The sequence below is a fragment of the Haloarcula sp. K1 genome (assembly GCF_001647155.1).
Lineage (GTDB): Archaea > Halobacteriota > Halobacteria > Halobacteriales > Haloarculaceae > Haloarcula > Haloarcula hispanica.
This window is the reverse complement of the sequence record NZ_LRHL01000003.1, coordinates 25,595-51,525: the sequence shown is the minus strand read 5'-3', so window position 1 is coordinate 51,525 and position 25,931 is coordinate 25,595. Positions and strand designations below refer to the sequence as shown.

At 55.6% G+C, this 25,931-nt stretch carries 22 protein-coding genes; 13 read left to right on the top strand and 9 right to left on the bottom strand.

The window, feature by feature from the left end:
• Positions 1-309 precede the first annotated feature (309 nt).
• The 4 genes from pdhA to lpdA are packed head-to-tail and all read left to right on the top strand — an operon-like array spanning position 310 to position 5,438.
• Entirely contained in the window at positions 310-1,458 is a 1,149-nt protein-coding gene (gene pdhA, locus AV929_RS01130) for a pyruvate dehydrogenase (acetyl-transferring) E1 component subunit alpha (RefSeq protein WP_064287146.1), read from the top strand.
• Positions 1,455-2,471, top strand: a complete 1,017-nt coding sequence (locus tag AV929_RS01125; protein WP_014030852.1) for an alpha-ketoacid dehydrogenase subunit beta — start codon at positions 1,455-1,457, stop codon at positions 2,469-2,471. Before pdhA ends, AV929_RS01125 begins: the two co-directional genes overlap by 4 nt.
• Before the next feature lies 1 nt (position 2,472).
• Positions 2,473-4,005, top strand: a complete 1,533-nt coding sequence (locus tag AV929_RS01120) for a dihydrolipoamide acetyltransferase family protein (protein WP_064287145.1) — start codon at positions 2,473-2,475, stop codon at positions 4,003-4,005.
• Positions 4,005-5,438, top strand: a complete 1,434-nt coding sequence (gene lpdA / locus AV929_RS01115) for a dihydrolipoyl dehydrogenase (protein ID WP_064287144.1) — start codon at positions 4,005-4,007, stop codon at positions 5,436-5,438. Before AV929_RS01120 ends, lpdA begins: the two co-directional genes overlap by 1 nt.
• A gap of 281 nt (positions 5,439-5,719) precedes the next feature.
• Here lpdA and AV929_RS22715 read toward each other — a convergent pair whose 3' ends face one another.
• The 3 genes from AV929_RS22715 to AV929_RS01095 form a co-directional block, all read right to left on the bottom strand.
• Entirely contained in the window at positions 5,720-5,851 is a 132-nt protein-coding gene (locus tag AV929_RS22715) for a hypothetical protein (RefSeq protein ID WP_023842933.1), read from the bottom strand.
• A 1,774-nt stretch (positions 5,852-7,625) separates the two neighbouring features.
• Positions 7,626-8,240 carry a rod-determining factor RdfA gene (gene rdfA, locus AV929_RS01100; RefSeq protein ID WP_064287143.1) on the bottom strand — a complete coding sequence of 205 codons (615 nt, stop codon included), beginning with the start codon at positions 8,238-8,240 and terminating at the stop codon, positions 7,626-7,628.
• A gap of 128 nt (positions 8,241-8,368) precedes the next feature.
• Positions 8,369-9,253 (bottom strand): universal stress protein, encoded by an 885-nt coding sequence (locus tag AV929_RS01095; protein ID WP_014030846.1) that lies wholly within the window; start codon positions 9,251-9,253, stop codon positions 8,369-8,371.
• A gap of 355 nt (positions 9,254-9,608) precedes the next feature.
• On the opposite strand from AV929_RS01095, the gene AV929_RS21610 reads away from it, so the two are divergent.
• The 6 genes from AV929_RS21610 (at position 9,609) to AV929_RS01065 (ending at position 14,105) form a co-directional block, all read left to right on the top strand.
• Positions 9,609-9,899: a DUF211 domain-containing protein gene (locus AV929_RS21610; protein ID WP_008308452.1), complete on the top strand. Its 291-nt coding sequence runs from the start codon at positions 9,609-9,611 to the stop codon at positions 9,897-9,899.
• Between the two features lie 6 nt (positions 9,900-9,905).
• Complete coding sequence (locus AV929_RS01085; RefSeq protein WP_050036581.1) at positions 9,906-10,487, top strand: VIT1/CCC1 transporter family protein; 582 nt, start codon at positions 9,906-9,908, stop codon at positions 10,485-10,487.
• A gap of 73 nt (positions 10,488-10,560) precedes the next feature.
• Complete coding sequence (locus tag AV929_RS01080; RefSeq protein WP_008308456.1) at positions 10,561-10,950, top strand: MauE/DoxX family redox-associated membrane protein; 390 nt, start codon at positions 10,561-10,563, stop codon at positions 10,948-10,950.
• Between the two features lie 556 nt (positions 10,951-11,506).
• A complete protein-coding gene (locus AV929_RS01075; protein WP_023842930.1) occupies positions 11,507-11,857 on the top strand; it encodes a hypothetical protein in 351 nt (116 codons plus the stop codon).
• Positions 11,858-12,003: 146 nt separating this feature from the next.
• The gene (locus tag AV929_RS01070) at positions 12,004-12,912 is read left to right on the top strand and encodes a hypothetical protein (protein WP_014030842.1); all 909 of its coding nucleotides are present in this window, start codon (positions 12,004-12,006) and stop codon (positions 12,910-12,912) included.
• Positions 12,913-13,076: 164 nt separating this feature from the next.
• On the top strand, positions 13,077-14,105 hold the full coding sequence (locus AV929_RS01065; protein ID WP_014030841.1) for a hypothetical protein: 1,029 nt from the start codon (positions 13,077-13,079) through the stop codon (positions 14,103-14,105).
• Between the two features lie 89 nt (positions 14,106-14,194).
• On the opposite strand, the gene AV929_RS01060 is transcribed toward AV929_RS01065, so the two are convergent.
• Positions 14,195-14,668 carry a hypothetical protein gene (locus AV929_RS01060; RefSeq protein ID WP_014030840.1) on the bottom strand — a complete coding sequence of 158 codons (474 nt, stop codon included), beginning with the start codon at positions 14,666-14,668 and terminating at the stop codon, positions 14,195-14,197.
• 81 nt (positions 14,669-14,749) lie between these two features.
• Here AV929_RS01060 and AV929_RS01055 point away from each other — a divergent pair, with 81 nt between their 5' ends.
• The gene (locus AV929_RS01055) at positions 14,750-15,451 is read left to right on the top strand and encodes a hypothetical protein (protein WP_064287142.1); all 702 of its coding nucleotides are present in this window, start codon (positions 14,750-14,752) and stop codon (positions 15,449-15,451) included.
• A gap of 70 nt (positions 15,452-15,521) precedes the next feature.
• Here the strand turns inward: AV929_RS01055 and AV929_RS01050 are convergent, their stop codons facing one another.
• Entirely contained in the window at positions 15,522-16,286 is a 765-nt protein-coding gene (locus tag AV929_RS01050) for a hypothetical protein (protein WP_014030838.1), read from the bottom strand.
• A gap of 538 nt (positions 16,287-16,824) precedes the next feature.
• Between AV929_RS01050 and AV929_RS01045 the strand changes: the two genes are divergently transcribed.
• The gene (locus tag AV929_RS01045) at positions 16,825-17,673 is read left to right on the top strand and encodes a hypothetical protein (protein ID WP_014030837.1); all 849 of its coding nucleotides are present in this window, start codon (positions 16,825-16,827) and stop codon (positions 17,671-17,673) included.
• A 1,074-nt stretch (positions 17,674-18,747) separates the two neighbouring features.
• Positions 18,748-19,653 carry an NAD(P)/FAD-dependent oxidoreductase gene (locus AV929_RS01040; RefSeq protein ID WP_014030836.1) on the top strand — a complete coding sequence of 302 codons (906 nt, stop codon included), beginning with the start codon at positions 18,748-18,750 and terminating at the stop codon, positions 19,651-19,653.
• Positions 19,654-19,737: 84 nt separating this feature from the next.
• On the opposite strand, the gene AV929_RS01035 is transcribed toward AV929_RS01040, so the two are convergent.
• From AV929_RS01035 to glnA2, 4 genes are all read right to left on the bottom strand, one after another.
• Positions 19,738-20,940, bottom strand: a complete 1,203-nt coding sequence (locus AV929_RS01035; RefSeq protein ID WP_014030835.1) for an ABC transporter substrate-binding protein — start codon at positions 20,938-20,940, stop codon at positions 19,738-19,740.
• 38 nt (positions 20,941-20,978) lie between these two features.
• Positions 20,979-22,802 (bottom strand): IucA/IucC family siderophore biosynthesis protein, encoded by a 1,824-nt coding sequence (locus tag AV929_RS01030; RefSeq protein WP_064287141.1) that lies wholly within the window; start codon positions 22,800-22,802, stop codon positions 20,979-20,981.
• Between the two features lie 2 nt (positions 22,803-22,804).
• Entirely contained in the window at positions 22,805-24,196 is a 1,392-nt protein-coding gene (locus AV929_RS01025) for a diaminobutyrate--2-oxoglutarate transaminase family protein (protein ID WP_014030833.1), read from the bottom strand.
• Between the two features lie 136 nt (positions 24,197-24,332).
• Complete coding sequence (glnA2, locus tag AV929_RS01020; protein ID WP_064287226.1) at positions 24,333-25,682, bottom strand: gamma-glutamylputrescine synthetase; 1,350 nt, start codon at positions 25,680-25,682, stop codon at positions 24,333-24,335.
• Positions 25,683-25,931 lie beyond the last annotated feature (249 nt).

Sequence of the window (25,931 nt, the reverse complement as noted above, 5' to 3'; positions counted from 1 at the left end):
GTGTCGCACAAACAATAAGTATCTACCATGTCAGTCTCCACATATGCATCCGGGCTTGAACCCTATCGCCTGCCCTGCAGGTCAGCTGTCCCGGCAGTTAATGGATTGGGCACTGCCCTCTTCCACAGCCACATTTTTCACATTTTCGACATTTAAACTGGCGTAGACTGCCAGCGCACAGGTGGTCCCTGTGCCCGGTGGAAAACGCCAGCCTTGAACACGCTCGGGGAGCCGTACTCAGCGGCTGTTCGGGTTATCAGGGTCTGTTGAGGGAGCGTCTGTCGAATACAAAAAACATCATCGAAAACAATGAACATGAAAAACGAAGCAGGAAGCAAGGACGTGCCAGCGGCCGTCAGAGAAGACTCGGATCTAGTCCAGGTACTGGATGCTGAAGGAAATGTCTTACCACAGGCGTCTGTTCCGGACATTTCAGACAGGCAGTTACTTGAGTTGTATGAGACAATCAAGCTCGCTCGTCACTTCGACCAGCGGGCGATCAGCTTCCAGCGACAGGGGCGGCTAGCGACATACGCACCAATGACGGGCCAAGAAGGGTCACAGGTCGCCACGAGCCTGGCACTTGCCGAGCAGGACTGGTTGTTCCCGACCTACAGGGAGCACGCGGCGAAGTACGCCCACGGGATGGACCTTGCATCCCTTTTCGAGCCACTGAGAGGCTATCGAGAGGGATACGCGATCCCCGACGACGTCAACGTGATGCCGGAGTATATTCCGATTGCGACCCAGGTTCCACAGGCCATGGGAATGGCGTGGGGACACAAGCTACAGGGAAAGACCGATACGGCCGTCCTGTGTCACCTCGGTGACGGTGCGACCTCCGAAGGCGACTTCCACGAAGGACTGAACTTCGCTGGGGTGTTCGACGTCCCCGCTGTGTTCGTCTGTAACAACAATCAGTGGGCGATTTCGGTCCCCCGCGAGCGACAGACCGCGAGCGAAACCATCGCTGAAAAGGCACAGGCATACGGTATCGACGGCGTTCGAGTCGACGGGCTGGACCCGCTGGCGGTCTACAAAGTCGCCAGTGCGGCACTGGAGGAAGCCCGGAATCCGGGTCCCGGAGAGCTACGCCCAACGCTTATCGAGTCCGTCCAGTATCGCTTCGGTGCGCATACCACTGCGGACGACCCGTCCGTTTACAGAGACGAATCGGAAGAAGAGGCCTGGCGCGACCGCGACCCCGTGGACCGCATTGAAACGTACCTGTACAACGAGGGCATCCTCGATTCCGACCTTGAGAGTGAGATCCAGGACAGTATCGAACAAGAAGTCAGCGAGGCGATAGAAACGGCGGAGCAGACAGAGACGAGTCCGGACAACATCGTCGAGCATGTGTACGAGGACGTTCCAGCGCGGCTCGAAGAACAGCGGGACGAACTGAACCGGCTGCGCGAGAAGTATGACGACGGCGCGTTCTCGGAGGTGCTGGAATGAGTTCGACAGCCAGTACGCAGACGGGGCAAAACGCACAGCGTCTCACCCTTGTGGAGGCGATACAGGACGGACTGTACACGGAAATGTCGCAAGACGATAGCGTCGTCGTTCTGGGCGAAGACGTCGGGAAGAACGGCGGTGTTTTCAGAGCAACCGACCAGCTATACGAGGAGTTCGGCGAAGACCGCGTCATCGACACGCCACTGGCAGAAGCCGGAATCATCGGGGCTTCGATTGGACTCGCCCAGACCGGCATGAAGCCTGTTCCCGAGATGCAGTTCATGGGCTTCATGTACCCCGCGTTCGACCAGATCGTCAGTCACGCTGCGCGCCTCCGGAGCCGTAGCCAGGGGCAGTACTCGGTGCCGATGGTGATACGGGCCCCATACGGCGGTGGGATTCGCGCCCCAGAACACCACTCCGAGTCAAAGGAAGCGTTCTTCGTGCATGAGCCCGGCCTCAAGGTCGTCTCACCGAGCACACCCTACGATGCGAAGGGGCTCCTGGCGGCGTCCATCCACGACCCGGACCCAGTCATCTTCCTGGAGCCGAAGTTGATCTACCGCGCCTTCCGTGAAGATGTCCCGACGAAACCGTATGAAGTGTCGCTGAGTGAGGCTGCTGTCCGGCGGGAGGGAAGCGATATTTCAGTCTATACGTGGGGAGCAATGACCCGGCCCGCCCTGATCGCCGCGGAGAACCTCAGCCAGTCACATGGCATCGAGGTCGAGGTCATCGACCTGCGGACCCTGTCACCCCTCGATGTAGCGACGATTACGGACTCGTTCAAAAAGACCGGCAGAGCCGCGATTGTACACGAAGCACCGAAGACCGGCGGACTGGGGGCGGAAATCGCAACGACGATTCAGGAAGAAGCGCTCGTTCATCAGGAAGCGCCAATCAAACGAATCGCCGGCTTCGATGCCCCCATGCCGCTCCATTCGCTGGAGGATTACTATCTGCCACAGGCGGTCCGTATCCAGGACGGCATCCGCGAAACAGTCGATTTCTAACATGGTCCGTGAATTCGAACTCCCCGATGTCGGTGAAGGCGTCGCCGAGGGCGAACTGCTTCGCTGGCGGGTTGCGCCGGGCGACGCAGTTTCGGAAGACCAGCCAGTAGCGGAAGTCGAGACCGACAAAGCCGTCGTCGACGTCCCGTCCCCCGTCGACGGTGTTGTCGAAGAACTCCGTGCCGCGGAAGGTGAGACAGTCCCAGTCGGTGACGTGATTATCGTCTTCCGGGTCGAAGGGGAAGACGAACCGGACGGAACTGAAACGCCTGCAGACGACGCCACTGCGGACAGCGGGCACCAAACCGACGACGAAGCACCAACACAGCCAGCCGAAGAGACGCAGTCAGAACCAGCGGTGACACAGCACGTCCAAGTCGCCGCTTCGCCGTCTGTGCGGCGTCTCGCCCGTGAACTGGGCGTCGATATCTCCAGCATTGCGGACTCGTCTCCGGGGCGTATAACGGAGTCGGATGTCCGCGCGTACGCGAACACGGACTCTCACTCCTCGACGCAGGCGCAGTCAAACCAGCGGACCGCCGCCGCGAAGCAACAAAAACAGCAAGCAACTTCGACGCAGTCTGTCAGCCCAGTTCAGGCGAGAAAAACGGCAGACCGGGAGACGACGGTGGCCGTCCCGAAAACCAGACACGTCGCAGCGGAGGAAGGGGTCGATCTCGACAATGTCCCAACTGATGAACGAAAGGACGGAGAACCCTTTGTCACGCTCGAAGCGGTCCGAGAGTACGCAGAGGCCCAACAGCAGGCACAAAAAAAGGATCAAGAAGCGGTAGCCGAGAGGGCAGCGGCTGACGAGCCGGCGCGCCCGGAGTCTCGGACGCCGTACAACGGGATCAGGCAGACGATCGGAGCCGCGATGACGGAGTCGAAATATACGGCCCCGCACGTCACTCATCAGGACGAGGTCGATGTGACTGCGCTGGTCGACGCTCGTTCGACCCTCAGACAGGAGGCCGAGGAGCACGATATACGACTGACGTACATGCCGTTCGTGATGAAAGCGTGTGCCGCGGCCCTGCAAGAGAACCCACAGGTAAACATCTCCCTCGACGAAGCAAACGAAGAAATCGTCGAAAAGGAGTATTACAACATCGGTGTCGCAACGGCGACTGATGACGGGTTGCTGGTTCCCGTTGTCGAGGATGTTGATGCGAAAGGCCTGCTCGAAGTCGCATCGGAAACTAACGAAAAAACCCAGAGAGCGAGAGAACGGAGTCTGTCACCGGAGGAGATGCGTGGCGGGACGTTCACTATCTCGAACATCGGCGGGATCGGCGGAGAGTACGGAACACCGATCATCAATCAGCCGGAAAGCGCAATCCTGGCACTGGGAGAGATCAAAAAGAAGCCACGGGTTGTCGAAGCCGATGGTGAAGAGACGATAGAACCCCGTCATGTGATGACACTATCGCTGTCGTTCGACCACCGAGTACTCGACGGCGCAGACGCCGCACGGTTCACGAACTCCATACAGAAGTACCTGCGAAATCCAAACCTGCTACTACTAGAATAATGGTCGTCGGAGATGTCACTACCTCGACTGACGTACTGGTTATTGGCGCGGGCCCCGGCGGATACGTCGCCGCAATCCGCGCTGCACAGCTTGGTCTCGATGTCACTCTCGTCGAAAAAGGGGCGTACGGGGGAGCCTGTCTCAACCGTGGCTGTATCCCCTCTAAAGCGCTGCTAAACGGTTCAGACCTGGCATCGGAGGCGGGCCAGGCGGAGGAACTGGGGATTTACGCGGACCCAACAGTTGCGCTCGACGAGATGATGAGCTGGAAAGACGGCATCGTCGACCAACTAACGAGCGGTATCGAGCAACTGTGTACGGCAGCCGGCGTGAATCTGCTGAAAGGGACTGCCGAATTTGCTGCTGAGAACAAGATCAGAATCGTCCATCAGGGAGAGGGGCAGGGCTCTGAATCGCTGAAATTCGACCACTGCATCATCGCAACGGGGTCCCGGCCGATCGAAATTCCGGGATTCGACTTCGATGACGAGCCCATCGTCTCCTCTGCTGGCGCTCTGAACTTCGAAACGGTACCCGCCGAACTCGTCATCGTCGGAGCCGGATACATCGGCATGGAGCTAGCGACAGTCTACAGCCGACTCGGGAGCGACGTCTCGGTAATTGAGACCCTTGAGCAGGCACTTCCCGGCTATCAGGAAGACGTTGCCTCGATAGTCCGACAGCGAGCAGCGCGTCTCGGCGTCGACTTCCACTTCGGGTACACGGCGGACAGTTGGGCAGAGTCGGACGGTGAGGCCGTCCTGACTGCTGTCCCCGCCGACGAGGCGGCGCACGATAGCGATATCGAACTCACTGCTGACAAAATACTCGTTGCCGTGGGTAGACGCCCGGTGACTGACACGCTCGGTATCGAAGCTGCCGGCGTCGAAACCGATGCTCAGGGGTTCATTCCAACGGATAGCAGATGCCGGACGAACAAGAAGCACATTTTCGCGGTCGGCGACGTTGCGGGTGAGCCGATGCTGGCACACAAGGGCTCGAAAGAAGGGGAAGTCGCAGCGGAAGTAATCGCTGGCGAGCCCGCCGCAGTCGATTATCGGGCACTCCCGGCTGCGGTGTTCACCGATCCGGAAATCGGAACCGTCGGGCTGACGGAGCACGAAGCTGCGAACGAGGGTGTTACTCCAGTTACAGGTAAGTTCCAGTTCCAGGCGTCTGGACGGGCACTAACAGCGAACCGGACAGAGGGCTTTGTCCGAATTGTCGCCGCAAAAGAAACCGAACGTGTGATCGGTGCACAGATCGTCGGTCCGGAGGCATCCGAGTTGATTGCAGAAATCGCAGCCATGATCGAGATGGGTGCAAAGCTTCAGGACATCGGCTCCACCGTCCATACCCATCCAACATTAAGTGAAGCGGTAATGGAAGCCGCACAGAATGCGAGAGGGAAAGCAATACACAGACAAAACTGACTGGTCAAGATTGACGCCTTAGAACCCAGATCTACGACCAAAACCGTTCAATCTATACCCATTTGTGGCCTATCCGATGCTGTTTACTGAAACGAAACGACAACTCGGGAACAGAACCCACCCTGAGTGACCGCTACGTTCTTTTGTGGGTACAGGTCGAAGCTATAGTAGCCATTGAAAATCAATGCACACCTGATCGAACGACGGCAGTGTGGTCAGTGTGTACATCGTTGCAATTGTTACTGTAGTCTCCAGCGTCGGACACCAGATACGTTCCAGATTCAGTCGTTCGCGACTGTTTGGCTTGCGGCGCCGTCACTGGCACTCAGCTTGCTCTCCTCTTCTTCGGGTCTCGGCACGTCTGTTGGAAGGTTTTCGTACAGAATTCCTTTGCTCGCGTTGTAGCATGTCATGCAATGTCATGGCTGATGGAAACATATAAAACCGTCCCTTATTCTGTACCGCCGAATATTAACATTTCGAGAATATTTATATATCGACCAATTTTCCAGAACGAGATTATAGAGTATTTGTTTGGATTCGGTGTCGATACCGATATATACGACCTGTTTTTTGCGCTGAAAGTTCAGCTATTGTCTCGTATGCTACCACTTCCTGTCATCTGGCTTTTTCTATGTTGTCGGATACAATCCAAAAATCTTGGATTGTATGCTATATCGTTGTAGATCTATGATTTATTCTAATCAAAATCCAAACAAATATGTTAGATATCTGGGTATTGTGATGTCATGCATTCCTCTTCACAGAAGAAATGCTCCGTTATCTCTCCGTCCGGATCACGTATCGTAACCGCGCTGAACTTCATCTGTTCGCTGATCACTTGTCCACAGTAATCACAGCGGTAGTTCGGTGACCCATCGACCAAGACTCGAGTTGATTTGTTTTGGATATTCAGTTCGGTAGCGGCCGTGTTGCCGCTGGCTTCCATAGCGCACCGAGCAGTTGCTAGTGACTGCTCCGCCTCAGTTTGTCCATTCATCGTTTGTATCGATTCGTTGTTGACAGGGGTCGGACTCGTTCCGTCGACTGTTACACATTACTCTGGATCGCTCTTGTCGCTTTACCACCGTTTTCCGCCTATGCCGGGTTACTGCCCGGACTGGGGTGGGCTACGTGGGGTATCGGAGAGAAAGTGTAAAAAACGTATAACCGGACGTTACAGCCGCTAATTGGCTCGCTTTCCGGGGCGGTTCTACCGTTTTGGTACCCGGTTCCATACCTCCCAGTACGGAACTTCCGTATTTAATCATTTGGTTAGTCCCTATTAGCTTCGTCACTGAGATAGGGCGCTCACAAACTCGAAGCAAGCTATAGTAGCCATTGAGCATCAATGCATACCTGGTCGCCCGACAGCAGTGCGATCAGTGTGTACATCGTTTCAATTGTTACTATAGATGTCTTGGAGTGATGGCTGCTGCAGGCCACGGCTACGTTGTGCAGTCTCGCTGGACTCACAGGTTTGGGCCAGTTATTTTCGTTGGGTGTGAACGCCACTCACGGAACTATTAAGTGTACATCCATTAAAGATAAGGACATGAATCCGGGCGCTGACTGTACGGCTTGGCAGGCAAGCCCGCTGTCCCGGCACTTGATCGGTGCAGACCCCATCACATCCGGTTTCGCGTTTTTTACATTTTTCAAATTTTAAACTGACGTAGACCACCACAGTGCGGGTAAACGCCGGCACACAGGTGGAAAACGTCGGTCCTGGCTGGTTCCCAAACACCAGCCGACGGTTTTCGGGTCGCGATGACCCATCTCACGAAGCGCTGCGACACCAACTACAAACCCATAATCAGCGACATCATGAACGCACAAAACACGCAGGAGTACCGTAGCCAACAATCAGCAGACATCGCAAACGCGGACCGAGCGCGGAGTGCAGCCCCCGAAAGCGTTGAGAGCCAATCTATCAGGGTCGTAATTAGCTCGATTGAAACGCGACACTGCGATCACTGCGGCGCATCAATTGACGACAACGTCCGGTATCGTAATGTCACGACCAGAGATAGTGCTGGCAACGTCTCGGAATACGCGTTCTGCGGTGTCGACTGTAAGACCGCTCGGTTCCCGAGGCTCGGCTGACCGCCGGCTGGCGTGGCGCATTGTCGGTTTACAGGACCATACTGGGGTTTTGGCGTCGGTTCGATAATACGGTCCGAGTCCTCACGCGGATTGACAGTCGCAGCCACCCTGTTCCAGAAACGCTACAATATCGTAGCTATGGCCGCAGTCCTCACACAGCACCTGCACCTCGTTGATGACGTTGAAATCGCCTGCCGAGATGGCGTCGTTCTTTTCGAGGCTCTCGATAGTCTGCCTCGTTACAGCGGTGGTTCGGCCCCGAAGCCGCTGTATTGAGTCGATGGCGTTTTCTTTCCGTTCTGCGGGCGTCCGCTCGGGTCGGGCCGCCCCACGGTCGTTCTTGAGATAGCGATACACCGTCTGGTGGGAGATAAAGTCGTCCATCACCGATTCGATATCGACCCCGCTCTGTTCGAGACGGGAGCGTATGAGCGGGGCGTCCGCGTCATCTTCGCGAAGTGATTGATAGACCTGCTGGATGTCGCCACTCAATGTCGGTGCGTCGCTCCCCTCGATGGCGGACTCGAGCACCGACTGATTGAAGTAGTCCGCGAGGTCTCGGGTACTTTCTTCCTCCCCGTCGGCGCCGACCCACCGATCTTCGAGTTCTGCACCCATCTCGACAAGATCGTATTTTCGAATTACGGCATCCACCTTGTTCGTTCCCCCTCCGGACTGTGAGTCGTCTGCGGTCATGATCCGATTTACCTGAACGCCATAGTTACTAAACACTCCCGCATACCGGGAGGTTTGGCGAGGTCCCTCACGCGGAGAGCTTTATCAGGCCCGTGCTCTGGTATGTGTCGGCCGATTCACGGGCTGAGCTACTCATTTGATTCGGATTCAGGCTCGCGAACCCACGCCACCGGAACTGGGGACTGCCGGACAATTTTGGCGCTGACACCACCCATGACGTACCTGCTGAAGTCAGTCTGTCCGTGGGTCCCCATGATCGCGAGATCGACCTCGTTCTCGTCGATGTAGTCGCAAATCACCTTCGAGGGGGTCCCGTGTTCGATGACGCTGGTGACCGAGTTGAGCGACGTCTCCTCGACTTTCTCGGTCGCTTCGGCCAGAATCTCATTTGCCCGCTCAGTCAACTCCCCTTCTTTCAGGACGGAGCGTGCATCCGGTCCGAGACCGCCGGTCTCGACAACGTGAAGCAGGTGGAGCGTTGCTCCCGTCGCCTTCGCGACATCGATTCCCTCTGCCACTGCGAGTGCTGCGCCACGGCTTCCATCCGTCGGGACGAGGACGTGCTTGGGTGGATACACGAGTGGTCGGCCTTCGGCAGGGTTGACCGCAACGACGGGAACCGCTGCCGTATTGATGACGCGTTCGGTGACGCTTCCGAGCAGGATTCGCTTGAGCCCGCGCCGTCCGTGCGTCGGCATAACGATGCAATCGATGTCGGACTGTTTGCTGTAGTCGACTATCGTCTTGTGCGGGTCACCCTGGAGGACCGCAGAGACGACAGGAACGCCTTCATCTTTCGCATCCTGTGTGGCTTCCGCCACGATGCGCTCCCCTTCTGTTTCGAGAACGTCGATGACCTCTCCACGAATCGTGGTGACGCTGTCTCGGCCGGTGTCGGCGACGTTGATAACATGAATCGTCGCCTCGTGTTCGACTGCGATCTGTATTGCGTACTCACGGACCGATTCTGCGGCGTCACTTCCGTCGGTTGGGAACAGGATAGTGTCGTACATAGTGGCGTGCTGGAATGTGGATCAGCTATCTGGGTCGCGGGGAGCGTGTCGGGTTGTCCGTAGGCGGGTCCCTATCTTCGCACTCCCTGATTGTGGCTTCTGCGTCCTCGCGTACTCTGTGCCGTTGCCTACGCATCAAAGCACTCGCGCCGGTATGGTTTCAGAGACATTGTATTCGGAGGCTGTGTGGCGGACTACGCAGTGACGTCTAATAATATCTCGCCCACCGGAGCGCTCTCCAGCCATCTGTGGCTGGGACACACAGGGGATTGCTCTACGCCCCCACCAGGGCTGGCGCGTCGACAGGACGGTGCTGACACACATTTTTAAGCCAATCCCCCCACCGTATTGAGATATGGCAGCAGTCCGGCGCCTCGTTATCGATGTACTGAAACCCCACGATCCGCCCCTGCTGATGTTCACCGATCAGCTGGCCGAAATTGAGTGCGTCGAGGGCGTCACTTCGTCTCTGATCGAACTAGATCAGGAAGTGCAAAACGTCAAGCTCACCTTCGAAGGCGAAGAGCTGGACTTCGAGGCAATCGAAGAAACGATCGAAAACCTCGGCGGGTCAGTCCACTCTGTGGACCAGGTTGCCTGCGGTGACAGCGTCGTGACGGACCGACGGACGTTACAGGATGCCTGACGCGCCGTGACGTCCATTCGACAACTCCTCAGGCGTCTTCTCGGGAAGGAGGACGTCCTCGCAATCTCGCGCCGGTACTTCATCTCGAACGGTTTCGACGGGACGCTGACGTGCATCGGCATCATCGTCGGCGCTGTCCTTTCGGGAGTTTCAGATGGCTCCACTGTCATCAAAATCGGACTGGGCGCGGCAGTCGGTCTCGGGACGTCTGCGGTCTGGAGCGTCTGGGAAATCGAACGTGCCGAAACCCGGGCCGAAATCAGACGTATCGAGCGAGCGATGCTCAAAGACCTCGACGATACCCGCGTTCAACGCGACCAGAGCGGTGCCCGCTTCGTACACGCCATGATGAGCGGCCTGGGGCCACTCATCGGGGTTCTGATTCCACTGACACCGTTCGTTGTCGCGGGGACCGTTGTCACAATGGTAGAAGCCGCACTCATCTCGGTCGGCCTGGGTATCGGTGTGTTGGGTGCGTTCGGCGCTTACATGGGCTCGATTTCGGGTCAGCGGTGGTACGTTGCCGCAGCGCGGATGGGACTCGCCGGCTTGGTCGTCGCAATTCTTAATCTCTTTCTTCCGGGGTGAGAGGCCGAGACTCCGTTCTCACTGGAGGACAAATCCCAACTTGCTTTCCACTGGTCCCCATACACGGTAGTAGATGCGTGTTGGCTTGCGACAGTTCAAACGGCCGTTGTGCTACGTGATGGCGCTCCTGTATGTCGTCGCGGGAGGATTGCATTTCGTCGTGCCGGAACTATACGTCCAGATCGTGCCACCGGTCTTGCCGGCGGCACTTGCGCTGGTGTATCTGTCCGGCGTCGCGGAAATCGCTGTCGGGCTCGGCCTGTTGGTGCCCCGGACGCGTTCGTACGCCGCGTGGGCGACGATCGCATTGCTCGTCGCGATCTTTCCCGCGAACGTCTATATGGCTGTCTCCATGGTCACTATCGAGGGGACGGGTGGCGGCGATCCCTCTGTGTTGGTCCGCTGGGCACGGTTGCCGCTGCAGGGCGTGTTGATCCTCTGGGCGTACTGGTACACCGACTGAGCGTGGCGAAAGCCCCGAGTGACCGGGCTGAATCGGTCGTATTTCATCGTCTGTGACGGATTTGATCGACGCCGTCGTCGCCGGTTGTGGGACGAAGCTGTCGGCGTGGACGTGACCGGTAGCGCCGCTGGGTCGTAGCGATCGAATCGGTCGATGCCACTGTTGTCCCTACGAATATCGCCATATAGTGTGAGACGCCGAGGACTGCCCAACAAGAACCAGAGGGCCGCTCACCGCCATCATCAGAACCGTGCCGAGAGCCAGAACAACCGCGAGCGACCGCCATTTTTCAGCGGATATCCGCCTGGCAGACGCAACGCGACGCCCGTGTCCACGACGGCGGAGTCGTCCGTGAAGGGGACACACGGCACAGATGCCATCTGGCTTCTTGCGCTTCCAAGATTCCGGGGAGCTGCTTTGCCAGATTAGACATGAACAGGTACCGATTGGGAACCAGTATATAACTACACTACATGTGAGAGCACATTAATGACATCGCGATGCACTGTCAATCCATAAGACATATTCGTAACTGTAGCATAGGTACAATGTCGACATGCCCTCCAGTAGTCGTAAACTTCTGTCGACGAACAGTGAACAGTGGCGTCTGGCGAACGAAGACCTCCACATCAGAAACACCACCGATACCAAACATGATGTCCGCATAGAAATATACGACAGCGAGGTGTGTTGTCATAGAGCCCACTATCAGCTCTTGTCGGGCCAGTCCGGCTGTTCGGTCAACTTGCTACAGGCTGGCTGCTACAGGGTTAAAGCCGTTCTCGATAGACAACACGAATCAGTCGCTGCCGTGACAGTCTCCGACGAACCTGAACGGACTATCTTCGTCCACATTCAGAACGACGGGATCACCATCAAGGAAGGAGTGACGCCCTCACGCCCCTGAACCAGCGTGTCGCCGCTCCCACTCGCCCCCCGCAGGTAGGATCGAACGAAATAGGGTAAGCCATCTTTAACACCCATCGGGACCAAATAACAAACGGAATGAGCTCTGCATCTACATCGGACAGGTCCCCAGAGTCTGCCGACTCAGTGTCGGGCTATCGCGACACGCTTGCGTCGATTTATTACGAATATGTCGGCGAACCAGCTAAAGAGCGAGATATTTACGTTGGGTTCGGACTCTTTTTTGCCGGAGTTACGCTTGCCATCGTCGGATTCTGCCTCTTTCTGTACAGTAACGTTCTGGAGCCCGGGAGCGCACCGTACTGGCAGATTCGTGAGGTTGCGCTCGTCGTTGGGTTCGTCGGACTGCCCTCCGTGCTGTTGAGCGTCGTCGTACTCCTCCCAGTCGGTTTCAAGACCCGGGTCGTCAGTGCCGCCGGCACGTTGTTCTGTCTCGCCGCAACGATAATTCTGGTTAATGTCTTTCCGTATGGGTGGACGAACAGTGGCGGAGTCAACGGCAGCGTCTGGACGATCAGCGTTTACGCCACTGGCTTAGTCATGCTTGCGGCCTCAACAGGAGCGGCGCTGGTTGCACACTACCTCGAGAAAGCGGCAACCCCAAGCGACTCAACTGAACCAGTCGAGTCGGCCGAGAGCGAGTCTGAATCTGTCAGCAAAGCAGATGTGGACGACGATATCGAACAGGCACTAGACGGAGCGGAACTATCGTGGGGTGGTGTCGAACAGCAGCCCAAAACTAAGCGGCTAAATCTGGATATGCCAGAAACGGACTCTGACCTCGATCGGACGGCTATCGAGAATTCCGAGGCGACCACGACACGAGCCGACAGCAATGACGTTGATGACGCAGTAGATGGGCTCAGACAGCTACAGGGTGGCCAATCAAAGACAGAACGAAGCACCGGTACCGAAGAACAGGTCGACGCTCTCACGCAGTTTCGAAATGAGCAGGCCGAAGATGACGATGTGGAAACCGGTGTCAAAGAGCAACGAAGCATTGTTACCCGTCTTCGGTCGTTGTTATTTGAATAGACTGTCTGCTCACCACAGACACTCCGCTGTTGTTCTCTCGTTGCGTGGGGTAACCCGGAGTAATATGTTCCTACGAACCAGTCCGTCTGTTTTCATAAATAAAATGTAACCTATTGCAACAAAACAGGATAGTTTTTTCAACTTGGTGGGAGGAATACAACTGTATGCCCCAAGGTCTCGATGTCGGTACGATGAACCTCCTGTCTGCACGCCAAGATGGTAACGAAACAGTATTTGTGCAGCAGCGGAACTCCTTCGTCGAAATTGACTACAGCGACATGGCCGAACAGATGCTGTCGAGAAGTGATGTTCTCCACATCCGCAAGGATGATCGCGTCTACATCGTTGGCGATGACGCCCTGAATTTCGCGAACATCTTCAGTGAGGAGACACGCCGCCCGATGCAAGCCGGGATTCTCTCGAGCGACGAGCAATCAGCTATTCCGATGATTAAGCTCATCACGGAACAGGTGGTTGGACAGCCGGAGTTCCCGAATGAACGCCTGTTTTTCTCGGTTCCCGCGGACCCAATCGATGCCGATGTCTCGACGCTATATCATCAAAAGACGATTGAGTCCCTACTCACTGATATGGGCTACAGCCCGGAACCGATCAATGAAGGGATGGCCGTCATCTACTCCGAGCTTGCCAACCGTGAGTTCACTGGCCTCGGTATCAGCTTCGGCGCCGGGATGACCAACGTCTGTCTGTCGTACTATGCAGTCCCCGTAATGAAGTTCTCCATCGCACGCGGTGGCGACTGGATCGACGAGCAGGCTGCACAGGCGACTGGCACGCCCGTCGATAAGGTCACCTCGGTTAAAGAAGAGGACTTCGCACTCAACTTCGAGACGGACGTCGGCGGTATTGAAGGTGCACTGAGTATCTATTACGATAATCTCCTCGACTATGTCATCGAGAACATCATCAGTGAAGTCGATGAGGAAGATGTCGAGGAGGGACTGGATGTCCCGGTCGTCGTGACTGGTGGGACATCCAGTCCTGACGGCTTCGAAGAGTTGTTCGCCGAACGGATCAACGAATCCGAGATACCGTTCTCAATCAGCGACGTCCGCCAAGCCGAGAATCCGCTGTATAGTGTCGCACAGGGCGCACTCGTCGCAGCGCGGTCGGAAGAAGAGCGCGAGGGGCAAAACGAGCAGGCCGAAGAATCTGACACCACCGCCGAGTAACGGTTGGTCTCGAATAGAAGCACTGCTCGCCGGCGTCAGCCGGAACATTCTACTGGTCCCCGTCCAGACAATACAACTGACGTCGGACGCTACTCAGTTTCGTCCCCGTTTTTGTCGGCTTCAGTTTCCGTGTCTTGGCTATTCTCGTCGTTCTCATTAGATTTGGCTGTAACCTTCCCGCTCTGTTCAATTTCGTTCTCGTCGATAACACGGTTCAATTCGTCAACAGCGTCCTGTCGGAACCTGTTAGCAGCAGACCCAAGAGAGACTCCCACCGCGACACCAGCCTGTTCAAGCGAGAACTCTGGTCGGTCTGTGGGCTCGTCCCTTTCGGGAATCGGGACGCTGGGTGTACGGCCGGTGTTTTCGGGTTTACCGGGGTTAGAATCAGGATGCTCGTTGAACCGAGCGAGAGCGAACTCCCAGGACTCTGGGGGGGAGGCCTCGTTGTGATGCGACGCAGAGATGTCTGCGAAGCCGCACGATTCACAGACGATAGCTGTCTGGTCAGCGGTCGCAAGCGTATACGTGCTGAGATCGGATTCACAGCGGGGACACCGCATACTAGACCATGCGTGCCTCTGCTATACAATGGTTCCGTCAGGTATCGCCGTCTAGGGAACGAGTTATGAGATGGGCGACCGATGTTGGAGGTGATGCCGGAGATCGAGATTACGGACACACAACAGGAAGACTTGACGTCGATTCGGGAGGATCTCGAAGACGCGTTCATCGAGACGTACGGGCACATTCGTACGCAAGATGTCGTTGACTACCTCCTCGATACATACACACCGCCGGACCAGCTGGAAGACGAGCAAGGCCTGAGCCGTACCGACTACGAGCGACTCGCCTCGGCTGAGTATCCGGAACTCCAACACATCGCCTCCGAGGTGCCGGACGTTCCCGGTAGCGGTATTGAGGCCGATGAGATGCGAGGGAAACTGCTCGCAGCACTTGGAACGAGTGAACTTGCGGATCGCCTCGCGGATATCGAACCTGAAAAAAGAGCGAACGAGGGGGGTGAGGAGGCGGCTGCCGGCCCAACTAGGCCGGGGGACACGCCAGACGACGGACGTGACGTCGCACAGAACGGTACGCCGACACAGACCACACCGTCAGCCGATACCATCGAAAGCGCCGACGCGGCCGAGTCGAACGCGGCAGCTGACGACACTCCGAGTGATACTCTTTCCGCTGCCAACCGTTTGCTAACCGAACATGACGAGAAGTGGACCCGGTCAGACGAGACCGACGAACCATACGAAGTCACACTTCCCGACGGTTCAACGGTGAGCGCCCGGACGAAAGACGACGTCCGAAAACTGCTGTTTCAAAACTACTGAGTACACTCTCCTCGCGAAAACACTGTCTGACGTCGACTATCTCTCCACGAGGGTACGTCCCATCGAGCGCCTACGACTCACCATCCGATACGTCCTCGAGGTAGCCGACCCGACACTGTGGGCAAACGTCACCGGGAAAGAACGACGATTCACTCGCGGGGAGTTCGAACTCACACCTCGGACACTGATACGTCGGAACCGAGTCGCTTGTGGTATTCTTTGAGCGGTCCGCCGTATACGACTGCTCGTCTCGACCGTTTCCTATACCCGGCTCTTTGGGGGTTTCAGACGACGGTTCTGCCGTGTCTGTAGCAGCATCATCAATGAGGACTGCATCGTCGTTACTTGACGGCGTGTCGCTGTCGTCATCTGGTTCCTGTGTCTCCGACAGTATCACGGCGTCATCAGTCGTTTCCAGAAGCGCCGATTCGGTCACCGCCGGTGACTCGTCACTCGCCTCCACATCTGGAGATGTTTCTGCCACATTGTCTGACACGGCCATCGTTGATGCGGGTGGCTCGGTCGGTTCCGTTTCGTCCGCTGCCTGCACCGGATCTCTCGCTTCGGTCTCGACCTCCGCGTTCTCTCTCACCCCCGCTGGCCCCTTGTTTTCGGTTCTGTGTTCGACTTCTTCCGACCGCTCGCCATTCGCTTTCGATTCCTCTGTGGTGGATATCAGGCCTTGGTTCTCAGAGATATTTCGGATATGCTCACAGCGCTCGCAAGACTTGTATTCCCGAACAGTTAGAACAGTGCCCCGCTTACCTTCGTCGTACGACTCCTCTATCGTCGACTCCCCGAAGTCGTGTCCAAATACCTCACAACGCAGTCCCATGCATGGCCATTTACGTCGTACGATTAAGAATGTATTCACCAGCAATGACATCTTTGTCGCGTTAGCCGCGGGCGGGAACGTGTCTGTGACCAGCCTCGCCCGTCGCTAAAGTAGTTGTCAAACCCGTTTACTTGCGCTCAACCCCATATTGATTCTGGAACCACTATGAGGAGAGCAAGGAAGACAACGAGGATACCGAGACCAAGTATTCGCAGTACCCCTGCCGAACGTTGTCGGCTCGGAGGAAGAGATTCGGCTAATCCAGAGAACGCAAACGCGATACCCAAAAAGAGCATGTTGTGAGGGCCGTTGAGTACAATACCGAAATACGCCCACCCAAGGATGCAAATGAACGAGAAGAGTGAGAATAAGAGGCCCTTCCGTCGTCCGTCTGGTTCACGAAACAGCATCCGTTGAACTGCCTCCATACGTCCTACCAGAAGTTTGACCCGCTAAAGAGTTCCCCTGTGTTGACTGTAACTGAATTAGCATAGATCACTGCCGAGGATTTTAATAACCCCGGGAGTACGCGACAACAATGGGGTTTACAGAGAAGTTCGATGCTGCAGAACCGACACATAGGCTCGTCTCTCGGAGTCTATCCGGTGTTAAGGACTGGGACGAACTCGGCGGTGTGACAGTCGAGAACCGGGCGATTCGCGTTCTGATGGACTACGGAACCGTTGTCCACCTAGAGCTTGAGCCAAAACACGGTCAATTTGAGACGGTACAACGGGAGCTAGTGCGGGTTCCCGACTCGAAATGTATGTTTGTCCGTTCGGATCACGAATTTCGAGCGTCGCTTCCTGAGGACCGGGTGGTGATTGAGTCAGTACTCGAAATCCCGGACGGTGATACTGACGCGTGGACGGACCGTCTGTTCTACTTCGACGAATTTGCAGTCCTGACCGACCAGTCGTGGCTGTATCGCTCAGTACCGCATGAGACCCATATCCGAGAAATCAACGCGGGTGGACACGAGGGAGTAATTGAGGAATTGAACGAGACACTCGATCCGGTACGAGGGTCGGCTGTTGTCCCGTTTGGCGGGCTTGTCTCTTGGACAACTGACGATACCACGTATGATTTGAAATGGGACTCGCTGTATTGCTCCAATAAAGAGAAGAGCGCATCATATGATTTGGAACGACTGAAGCAGGTGACTGTGCTGTTTTCTGAGGATAGCCTACGTCTCGATTGGAAGCCGGTATCCCAGGAGTCGTTACTTCGTCGAACGGTTTGGCGAGTCCTGAATCCGGAGAGTGCCACTCCACCAGCACACGTCGAGATTCCTGCCGGTGAAGACGGAGAGAAGATACTGGAGGCGTTCCGTCAGCTACGTGAGAAACTTGGATATGAATATAGCGTTGAGACTGCTTCGGATTAGCACTCCTGATCAGTTAGCATCAATAATTGGTTCGTCTGTACTGACCAGTTCATGCCACGAGTAGTTGTCCCAGAGTGGTGCCCTCCGACGGTCGGATTTTGTGGCCCTCTGCTGGCCGAGCGAGTATGGTTCCGCCACAGATCGGTGTCGGCGTGATTGTTGCAACGCTTGAGCAAATCCGTCAACGCGGACACAGCGCTCACACGAACTCCCGAGACTGAGCCAACCTTTCCCGTACGACAAAAATATGACGACTTTGATTCTTTCTGAATGCTTGAAAGTGACATTGCGAAAGTATATATAAGGAATTAATAGTTCCTCCTGTAATCAGTAGAACCACCGATCAGTAGTTCTACCTGTAGGCCGTCCTCAGAACGGCTATCCCATTCTGATGGGCTGGACAAAAGCGCACGCTCATAAACGCTACGAGTCCGAAAAGAAGCAATATTCTCCATAGCGGTTGTCTTTGACCATGATAACAAATCACACAGAAATCCTTCTCCAAGGACTAGAGCAAAACACATGGCGAGCCTCTGTGTTTCTCGTATGTAATACGAAACATCCCTGAGCTTTACTTCAACAAGTTTGGACCATCCCTGATAGCACACTATGGAAATCGGACTACTGTCAAATATATAAGCTAAAACACAGGACAAAGAAACTCTCCGTTTTCATATGTTTGTGACACGACGAACCGACCACCGCTGGAAATTGGCTTTAGAATATCTTGCTGACACATCCCTCTAAACTAAACACTACCAGTTGACCGTCCACAGCAAGCTTACAGTGCTTGCCGTTGAACTCAGTACTTCAGATATAGTAACAATTGAAACGATGTACACACTGATCGCACTGCCGTCGTGCGATCAGGTGCGCATTGATTTTCAATGGCTACTGTCGGACCGTGTCGGGTGACGCTACCGCGGCACCCTTCTACAGCGACAGCTCGACGTGGCCCACAACTCCCAATACTAAGTTGAACCCCTCACAGAAGTACTGGCTCCGGAAAACCCTCTTGACAGATAATAAATAGCAAATCGAAGAATTTTACTTTTAGGCCAGCCTAATCCACTCATGTCGAAGAAGTCTCGAAAGGTCGTGGCTGGAGAATACGACGTTGTTATTGTTGGCGGAGGAGTCGGAGGGATTACAGTTGGTGTTTTTACGAGTCGATACGGACTCTCCACACTAATCCTAGATCGTGGTCGGTCATCACTGGGCCGGATCGCACATCTGGAGAACTTTCCTGGCTTCCCTGGCGGAATCGATACGCCAACATTCCAGAAACTTTTGCACGCACAAGCCGAGCGAGTCGGTTGTGAAATCACGCGTGAGAAGGCTGTAGAAGCAACCCAGACAGAAGACGGCTTTCGTATTGAGACTGAAACGGGTGACGAGTATGCAACTGAATCGCTCGTCGCGGCAGCAAAGTACGGGCGAGAGTGGCTCGAAACACTTGACGAGGGAGAATTTCTGGGGGACGACGGGGGAGTCGATATCAATTGGGAAGAGCACAAACGCTACGGTCGAACATCGGTAGATGGACTCTATTTTGCTGGTCGACTTGGGACGGCTGAGGACCAAGCTGTGGTCGCCGCAGGACAAGCGGGCGAGACTGCGCTCGGACTGATCCATGACGTGCGGCGTGATGAGGGCTTGCCCGAGGATCTCGCAACTCACTACACTGACTGGGTGTTCGTTGAAGGGTCTGTCATCGACGGTGATTGGGAAGCACACGTCCGGAAGGAGTTCCCGGAACGGGTTGGAGACGCCGACCTCTCCGAGGCACGTTTCGATGAGCTACAGTCACAGTACGTCGAGCGGAAGGTGGAGCAAGCGATCTCACCATCCGAACAGCGCAAACGACGTCGGGATGGTCACCGCCATCTCGTAGAGCACATCGACGACGATGCGGTACTTGAACGGGCCGAGGAGATCAAAACGGAACGGTCGTCTGGACTGGACGACGAGCGACAGTAGTTTGAGACCGGACTCTATAGTAGCCATTGAAAATCAACGCACACCTGATCGCACGACGGCAGTGCGATCAGTGTGTGAACCGTTTCAATTGTTACTATAGAAATCCCCGTTGACGATGTCCGCGACGCGCTGCCGGTCAAACAGTTCCGTGTCGTCCGTCACGTCCCCGAATACGTCGGGGTAAATCTGTTTTGCGGCCTGTTCGGTCAAAAACAGGTTGTGGATCGGTCCCTGATGGAGGTATCCGCCACGATAGACGCGACCGTTCTTGACGGCCGTCAGTTGGCTACCGACCGGATGATCTTCCATATATGCGAGGATGGTATTTCGGAACTCCTCGACCGACATCTCGGCGAAATTCCGGAACAGAATCACGTCCGGGTCCAAATCGAGTAGCCCTTCGTAGTCGAGGTCCATGTTCCCCGTAGTGCTCTGATTCTCGATGTCCGTCCCGCCAAGTGCGTCGCTCACGCCGAGGTCACGCCACTGCTTCTTACTCGTTCCCTGGTCGTTGAGCCGGTACGGTGTGAACTCATCTGGTTCCTGCGTGACACCGTACGTAAGGAAGACATTCGGTCGCTCATCGGCTGTCGGGAGTTGGCTCTGTATGTCCGCAATGAACTCGTCGTGGAGTTCTTTGAACGCCGCATAGCGCTCTTGTTCTTGGAACACCTGTGCGACCTTTTCGAAGGCCTCGTACAACGTGTAGTACCGGTAGTCGTGCCAGTCGTCCGATCTTCGGAAGATCAAGTTCCCCACGAACGGGGCAACGTTCGTGGTGATTTCCTCGATGTCCGACTCATCCCAGTCGAACCAATTAATGAGCATTTGCGGATCGTATAGGTGGACATCGTTGTCAAGTTCGTAGAATTCTTCCTTTGTCCGGACCTCTGGATAACTCTCGATAGGTTCGGTATCGATCTCCACACCTGGTATTTCGTTGTACAGATGTGTGTAGTATCGGTCAGCACCTCCGATACCGGTCATGCCATCGGCTTGGCCCAGTGCGACCCCCATATCAGCGTAGCTACCGTCGTAGGCAATCCATTGATCAGGAGTTGAGTCGAACTCTACCTCACCTATCGGTTCCATCGTTACCGAATAGTTAGTAGATTCAGTAGCGGTCTCAGTTGATTTCTCCGTTGTATTATTGGCCGGAGTGGATTGAGAGTCAGATCCAAATACACCGGCACAGCCCGCCAGCAATCCGCTGCCTGTAGCAACTCCGCCGTACTTGAGGACATCTCGCCGCGTTGGTGTTTCCTGGGAACCGTTATTGCCGTCCATACTTTTAGGCCAGCCTAATCTCACTTAACGTTGGCGTTTTAGGACGGCCTAAAAGGCGTTGTGAGTGGATTCGCTATTTCGACGTAGACCGACTCGTCATCTAAAGTCGAATCCAGTTCGTCATATCCCTCGAACCTCGTAAACAGGTTCCCCTTGCATGGTATTTGATCGCTGTCGAGTAGTACTGAGAGAAGGTCGGAGGTTGCGGGCTCGATCTCCACAAGAGACGCTATCTCTTCGCGGAGAACCTTTAATAGCGTAGTTTCATCAGCAGCCCGGCCGACACCCAGTGCGTTAATCACACCGAATGCATTGTTGATGAATAGATAGTATCTCAGGCAACGGTCAATAATTTCGTCGGAGCAAACGGTTTCTACCCGATTTTCCAGGCCGGGAATCCAGCTATCGACCAGATCGTACCGTGATCTGGGGAAGCAGTATCCACCGTTGTCTCGATAGAACCCTTCCTTTGGCCAGCCGTCCTCATCCAGTCGAACTACAGTGTTTTGCTGATGAGCTTCCAGTCCGACACCAAGCTTGAAGTACGACCACACAACAGGGTGAATTACGGTTCTCAGATACTGACGGAACCACTCACGGGCTACTTTTGACGCCGGACGACCCTCCCGCTGTGCTATTCGCTGGATGATCTGTGAGACCCACGGTGGCTCAGACGGTCGATCCTGACAGAGCGCAACGACGGTAGCAGTATTCTCCGTAGAAATGCCTCTGAATGGGTTTTCTCGAAGAATCATCTCGAACCCCGATTCGCTTCCGGAGCCGACATCGATTGTTGCAGCAGCAGCGTCTGCCAATATCGAGAACTGCGGATGAGCATCACTGAGCCGATCGGCGTACTCTGTAGTGAGAAGCTCGGCAGCGGCGACTGCTAACCGAAGTTTCGACCGCGGTATTGTTCTCTCGGCGTTCGTTATCTCTATGGCTACCGAGGATTTGACCATATAGGGAGTTTCGGGGCTCCATAGCGTCCGAACAGAAGAGGTAGGATAGAATGTGGGACCGAATTCGCCAAGATCGATCAGGTGTCCCGTGTCTATTACATCCGCCACGTATTGTCGTGAGCGTAGGGCGTCAGCCTGCCACGGATGGACGGGAATAAGTAACTTTCCATCGTTGAGAGCAGACTCTGCTCGCTGCGGGATCATACTGTTCGCTTCGCGGAGTCCCGACGAGATCCACTGGGTTGCACTCTCGTCGTGTGCCGACCATTGTGAAACGATCTCGGCATCAGCGGCAAAGTAGTCGAGCTGAAACGAACCACGGAGTTCTGGTGCATACTCGGCAACCTCGTGCTCCGCGATTCCCTCACGGCTCTTTGGAGTCGGATGGAGGAGGTGACCGTAACAGAGCGACTGTTCTGCTCGAATGAAAGTGGGGAGTTTCTCCAAGTGAGCAGCGTTGTCACTGCGTTCACGAATGAATCGCTCTATTTCGCGCTGTGAGACAAGGATACGTCGCAGTAAATCGGTCGCCTCGGTTGTATCTGCTCCCGTTGACAACATAATCTCGCGGCGGATAAACGCAGCCAGCGTTCCAGCGTCTACTGTAGAAGTCTGGCCCTTTTGACGGACGTGTATCGGAAGGTCAAATATGTGTCGACCGGTTTCAGAGTCGTATCGAAGCGCTGCATACACCGCAACCTCCTGTTGTGTGAATGGTACGTAAAGGATGGATTCAGTACTGTGAACCGACACGGGAGCCTCCGCACCGGAAATGATCCGTCCATTACCGGTCTCCCGGTGATAACAGTTCAGTAGTGCATGCAGGGTAGCTGATTCAGCGTGCTCTGCTGGCGTTTTGCAGTTTGCTCCGAGCCCCTGTGACCTCTTCCTGTCGCTCATAATTATATCCCGGCTGTTTCGTCTATCGCCGCTTCGACGGCTTCGGTGAAACGAACGGCAATCTCGTTCACTTGGTTCTGGTCGATAGTGAGTGGCGGCAGGAACCGTGCGACAGCTGAGTCACGGCCACCGGTTTCGATGACGAGTCCGCGATCAAAACACTCCGCCTTCACCGTCGACGCAAGTTCGCTGTTTGGCGGGGGAACCTCTCCATCGTCAGTGTCCACCGTCTGGTCGACAAACTCTACACCGAGCATCAACCCACAGCCACGTACGTCACCGATCGCATCGAAGCGGGCGTTTAGCGAGTCGAGTTCCTCTCGAAGCTGCTCGCCCATCTTCGCTGCGTGCTCGTCAAGGTCGTTTTCTAATACGTGCCGTATTGTTACTCGGCCGGCGGCCATTGCAAGCTGGTGCCCGCGGAACGTTCCGGCATGAGCGCCAGGTTCCCACACGTCGAAATTCTCATCGTAGACAACAAGCGCCAGTGGGAGACCGCCGCCGACCGCTTTCGAGCAGGTAACGATGTCCGGAGTGATTCCTGCGTGTTCGAACGCCCATGTCTCACCAGTGCGGCCCAGACCGGTCTGGATCTCGTCAACGATCAGCGGAACGTCGTTTTCACGCGTCATTCGGCGGAGCTTCCGCAACCACTTGTCGGGTGCCGGATTGACGCCGCCCTCTCCCTGAACGGGTTCGACGATCGCCGCCGCAGGGTCGGTGACGCCGCTCTCGGAGTCAGCGATCACTCGCTCTACAAATCGGCTGATAGATTCGTGTTCACCTGCCTTCAGCCCGAACGGATGACGGTATGGGTCCGGGTATGGTAGGTGGTGGACGCCTGGCATAAGCCCCGGAACTGCCTCTTTCGCATCGGTGTCTCCCATAAGGCTGAGAGAACCATTAGTCATCCCGTGATACCCGCCCTGAAAGCCGAGGACGCTTCGGTTGCCGGTCGCAGTTTTCGCCAATTTCAGTGCGGCCTCGACGGCGTCAGTTCCTGCCGGGGAGCAGAACTGTACTTTTGCCGTGTCCGAGAACTCGTCCGGGAAGCTCTCGAATAGCGCGTCCACGAACGCTTCCTTCTCAGGGGTCGTGATATCTAATGTGTGGAGGGGCCGGTCCTCGGCTAGCACTCGCTCCACCTCCGAAACCACGTCTGGATGGTTGTGTCCGAGGGCTAGCGTCCCGGCTCCAGCCAAGCAATCGATGTACTCGTTTCCGTCGGCGTCGACAAGTATCGCACCTTTGGCTCGTGCGACTGCGAAGGGAAGTGTTCGTGGATACGTCCGCGCGCTGGACTCTCTATTCTCTTGGCTCTGCCGTAGTTGGGTATTAGATTGCTCGTATCTTCGGTGCGGGATTCTCCCTGAACGGCTGGATTCTCGATACATGCGTTTTTTAGGCTAGCCTAAAAACACAAAAGCCTGTCGGGTGATTGAAAAATGGCGGTGAAATCTGACAGCCGGAATTTTATTCTACATCGTTACAGTGAATGAGGTGGCAAGGGTCTGTGTAAGCGGTAAGAGCCTAATACACGCTTCGTAGGTGCTCCATCTCCCACGATTGTGCGCTGTCGTACGCGAACTGGCGCCAGTGACTGCGTTTTACCTGTACATATGTTTCGAACAACGCGCCACCGAGCACGTCCCGCAACACGTCGTCGGACTCAAGTTCGTCAAGCGCCTGGCCAAGCGTCCGGGGCAATCGCTCGACACACTTTTTAGACCGCTCCTCCGCAGTGAGATTCCCTGGATCAACGGAGAGTGGTTCGGGAACCTCCAGACCCCGATCAACACCGTCGTATCCAGCCCCGAGAAGTCCCAGCAAGCAGAGATAGGGGTTCACCGCATTGTCCGCACCACGGAATTCCAGTCGTAACGAGTTCCCACTCTGATCGCCCGCGTTAAGCGCCGGGACGCGAACCAAAGCCTCTCGGTTCTCCTGTCCCCAGCAGACGTACCCTGCTGCACCGTTCTGCGGTCGTAGTCGGGCGTACGAGTTGGCAGTGGGGGCTGCAAGGGCTGTAAGTGCTGGTGCGTGCTCTAGCACACCGGCAATGAACTGCTTGCCTATCCGGCTCAGGCTCCCATCCCCAGAGTCGTAGAACTGGTTCGTCTCCCCGTCCCAGAGTGAAACATGAAGGTGGCAGCCATTCGTCGCGTTATCAAACGGCCTAGGTAAGAACGTGGCCCGGTATCCATCAGATCGGGCGACGCTGTCGACCGTCTCACGAACGAGGACGTGCTCATCGGCCGCACGGAGTCCAAACTGGTGACCTGTCACGATTTCGTGCTTTCCGGGGGCGTACTCTGGATGGTACTTTTCCACAACGACGTCTTGTTCCTCGAGAGCATCGATAGCTCGGAGGATCGTCCCGTGTGTTTCGCGCGTGCTTTCTGTAAGATATGCGCCGGGCGAACCGATAGTCTGGTCGCCGCCTTCTGGGTTCCGCTCAAACAGATGGAACTCGCTCTCGAAGGAGACTCGTGGCGACAAGCCTTTACTCTCGAGGGTGCGCGAGAACGAACGGAGGGACGAACGAGCGTCAATCGTCCAGGGATTCCCGTCGAGCGTTTGTATGTTGCAAAACATGACTCCTGTTCGCTCCGCGTAGGGAAGGGCTCGAAACGTGTCTGGGTCCGGACGGAGCCGAACTTCCCCGACAGTCGTGAGATGACCGTCCTTGTTTCTCCGCCCGACCGCGTTGTACATTTGAATCAACTGTGAGACGGTCGTTCCGTTTTCGATTGCTTCGTCCAGTTTGGCCGTGTCAACAGTTTGCGCGCGAACTGCGCCGCTCTGTGTGACGAAGAGCAACCGAACAAGGTCGATATCTTCCTCTGCACATCGGGACTGGATAGCTGGTTCTTTTGTCATCAGCACTCCTCGATAGGAGATGTTATTAGGCTAGCCTAAAAAAGTAGGCGCTGTAGTGTGAAATGCACGATGCTATAGTAACAATTGAAACGATTCACACACTGATCGCACTGCCCTCGTGGATCAGGTGTGCATTGATTTTCAATGGCTACTAGCCGTCCATACAACACACCGTTCTTGCAGGACAAGGTTTATATATAATTTAGGCTAGCCTAAAACTAGGCGATTACGATGTTCGTACTCAGTCAC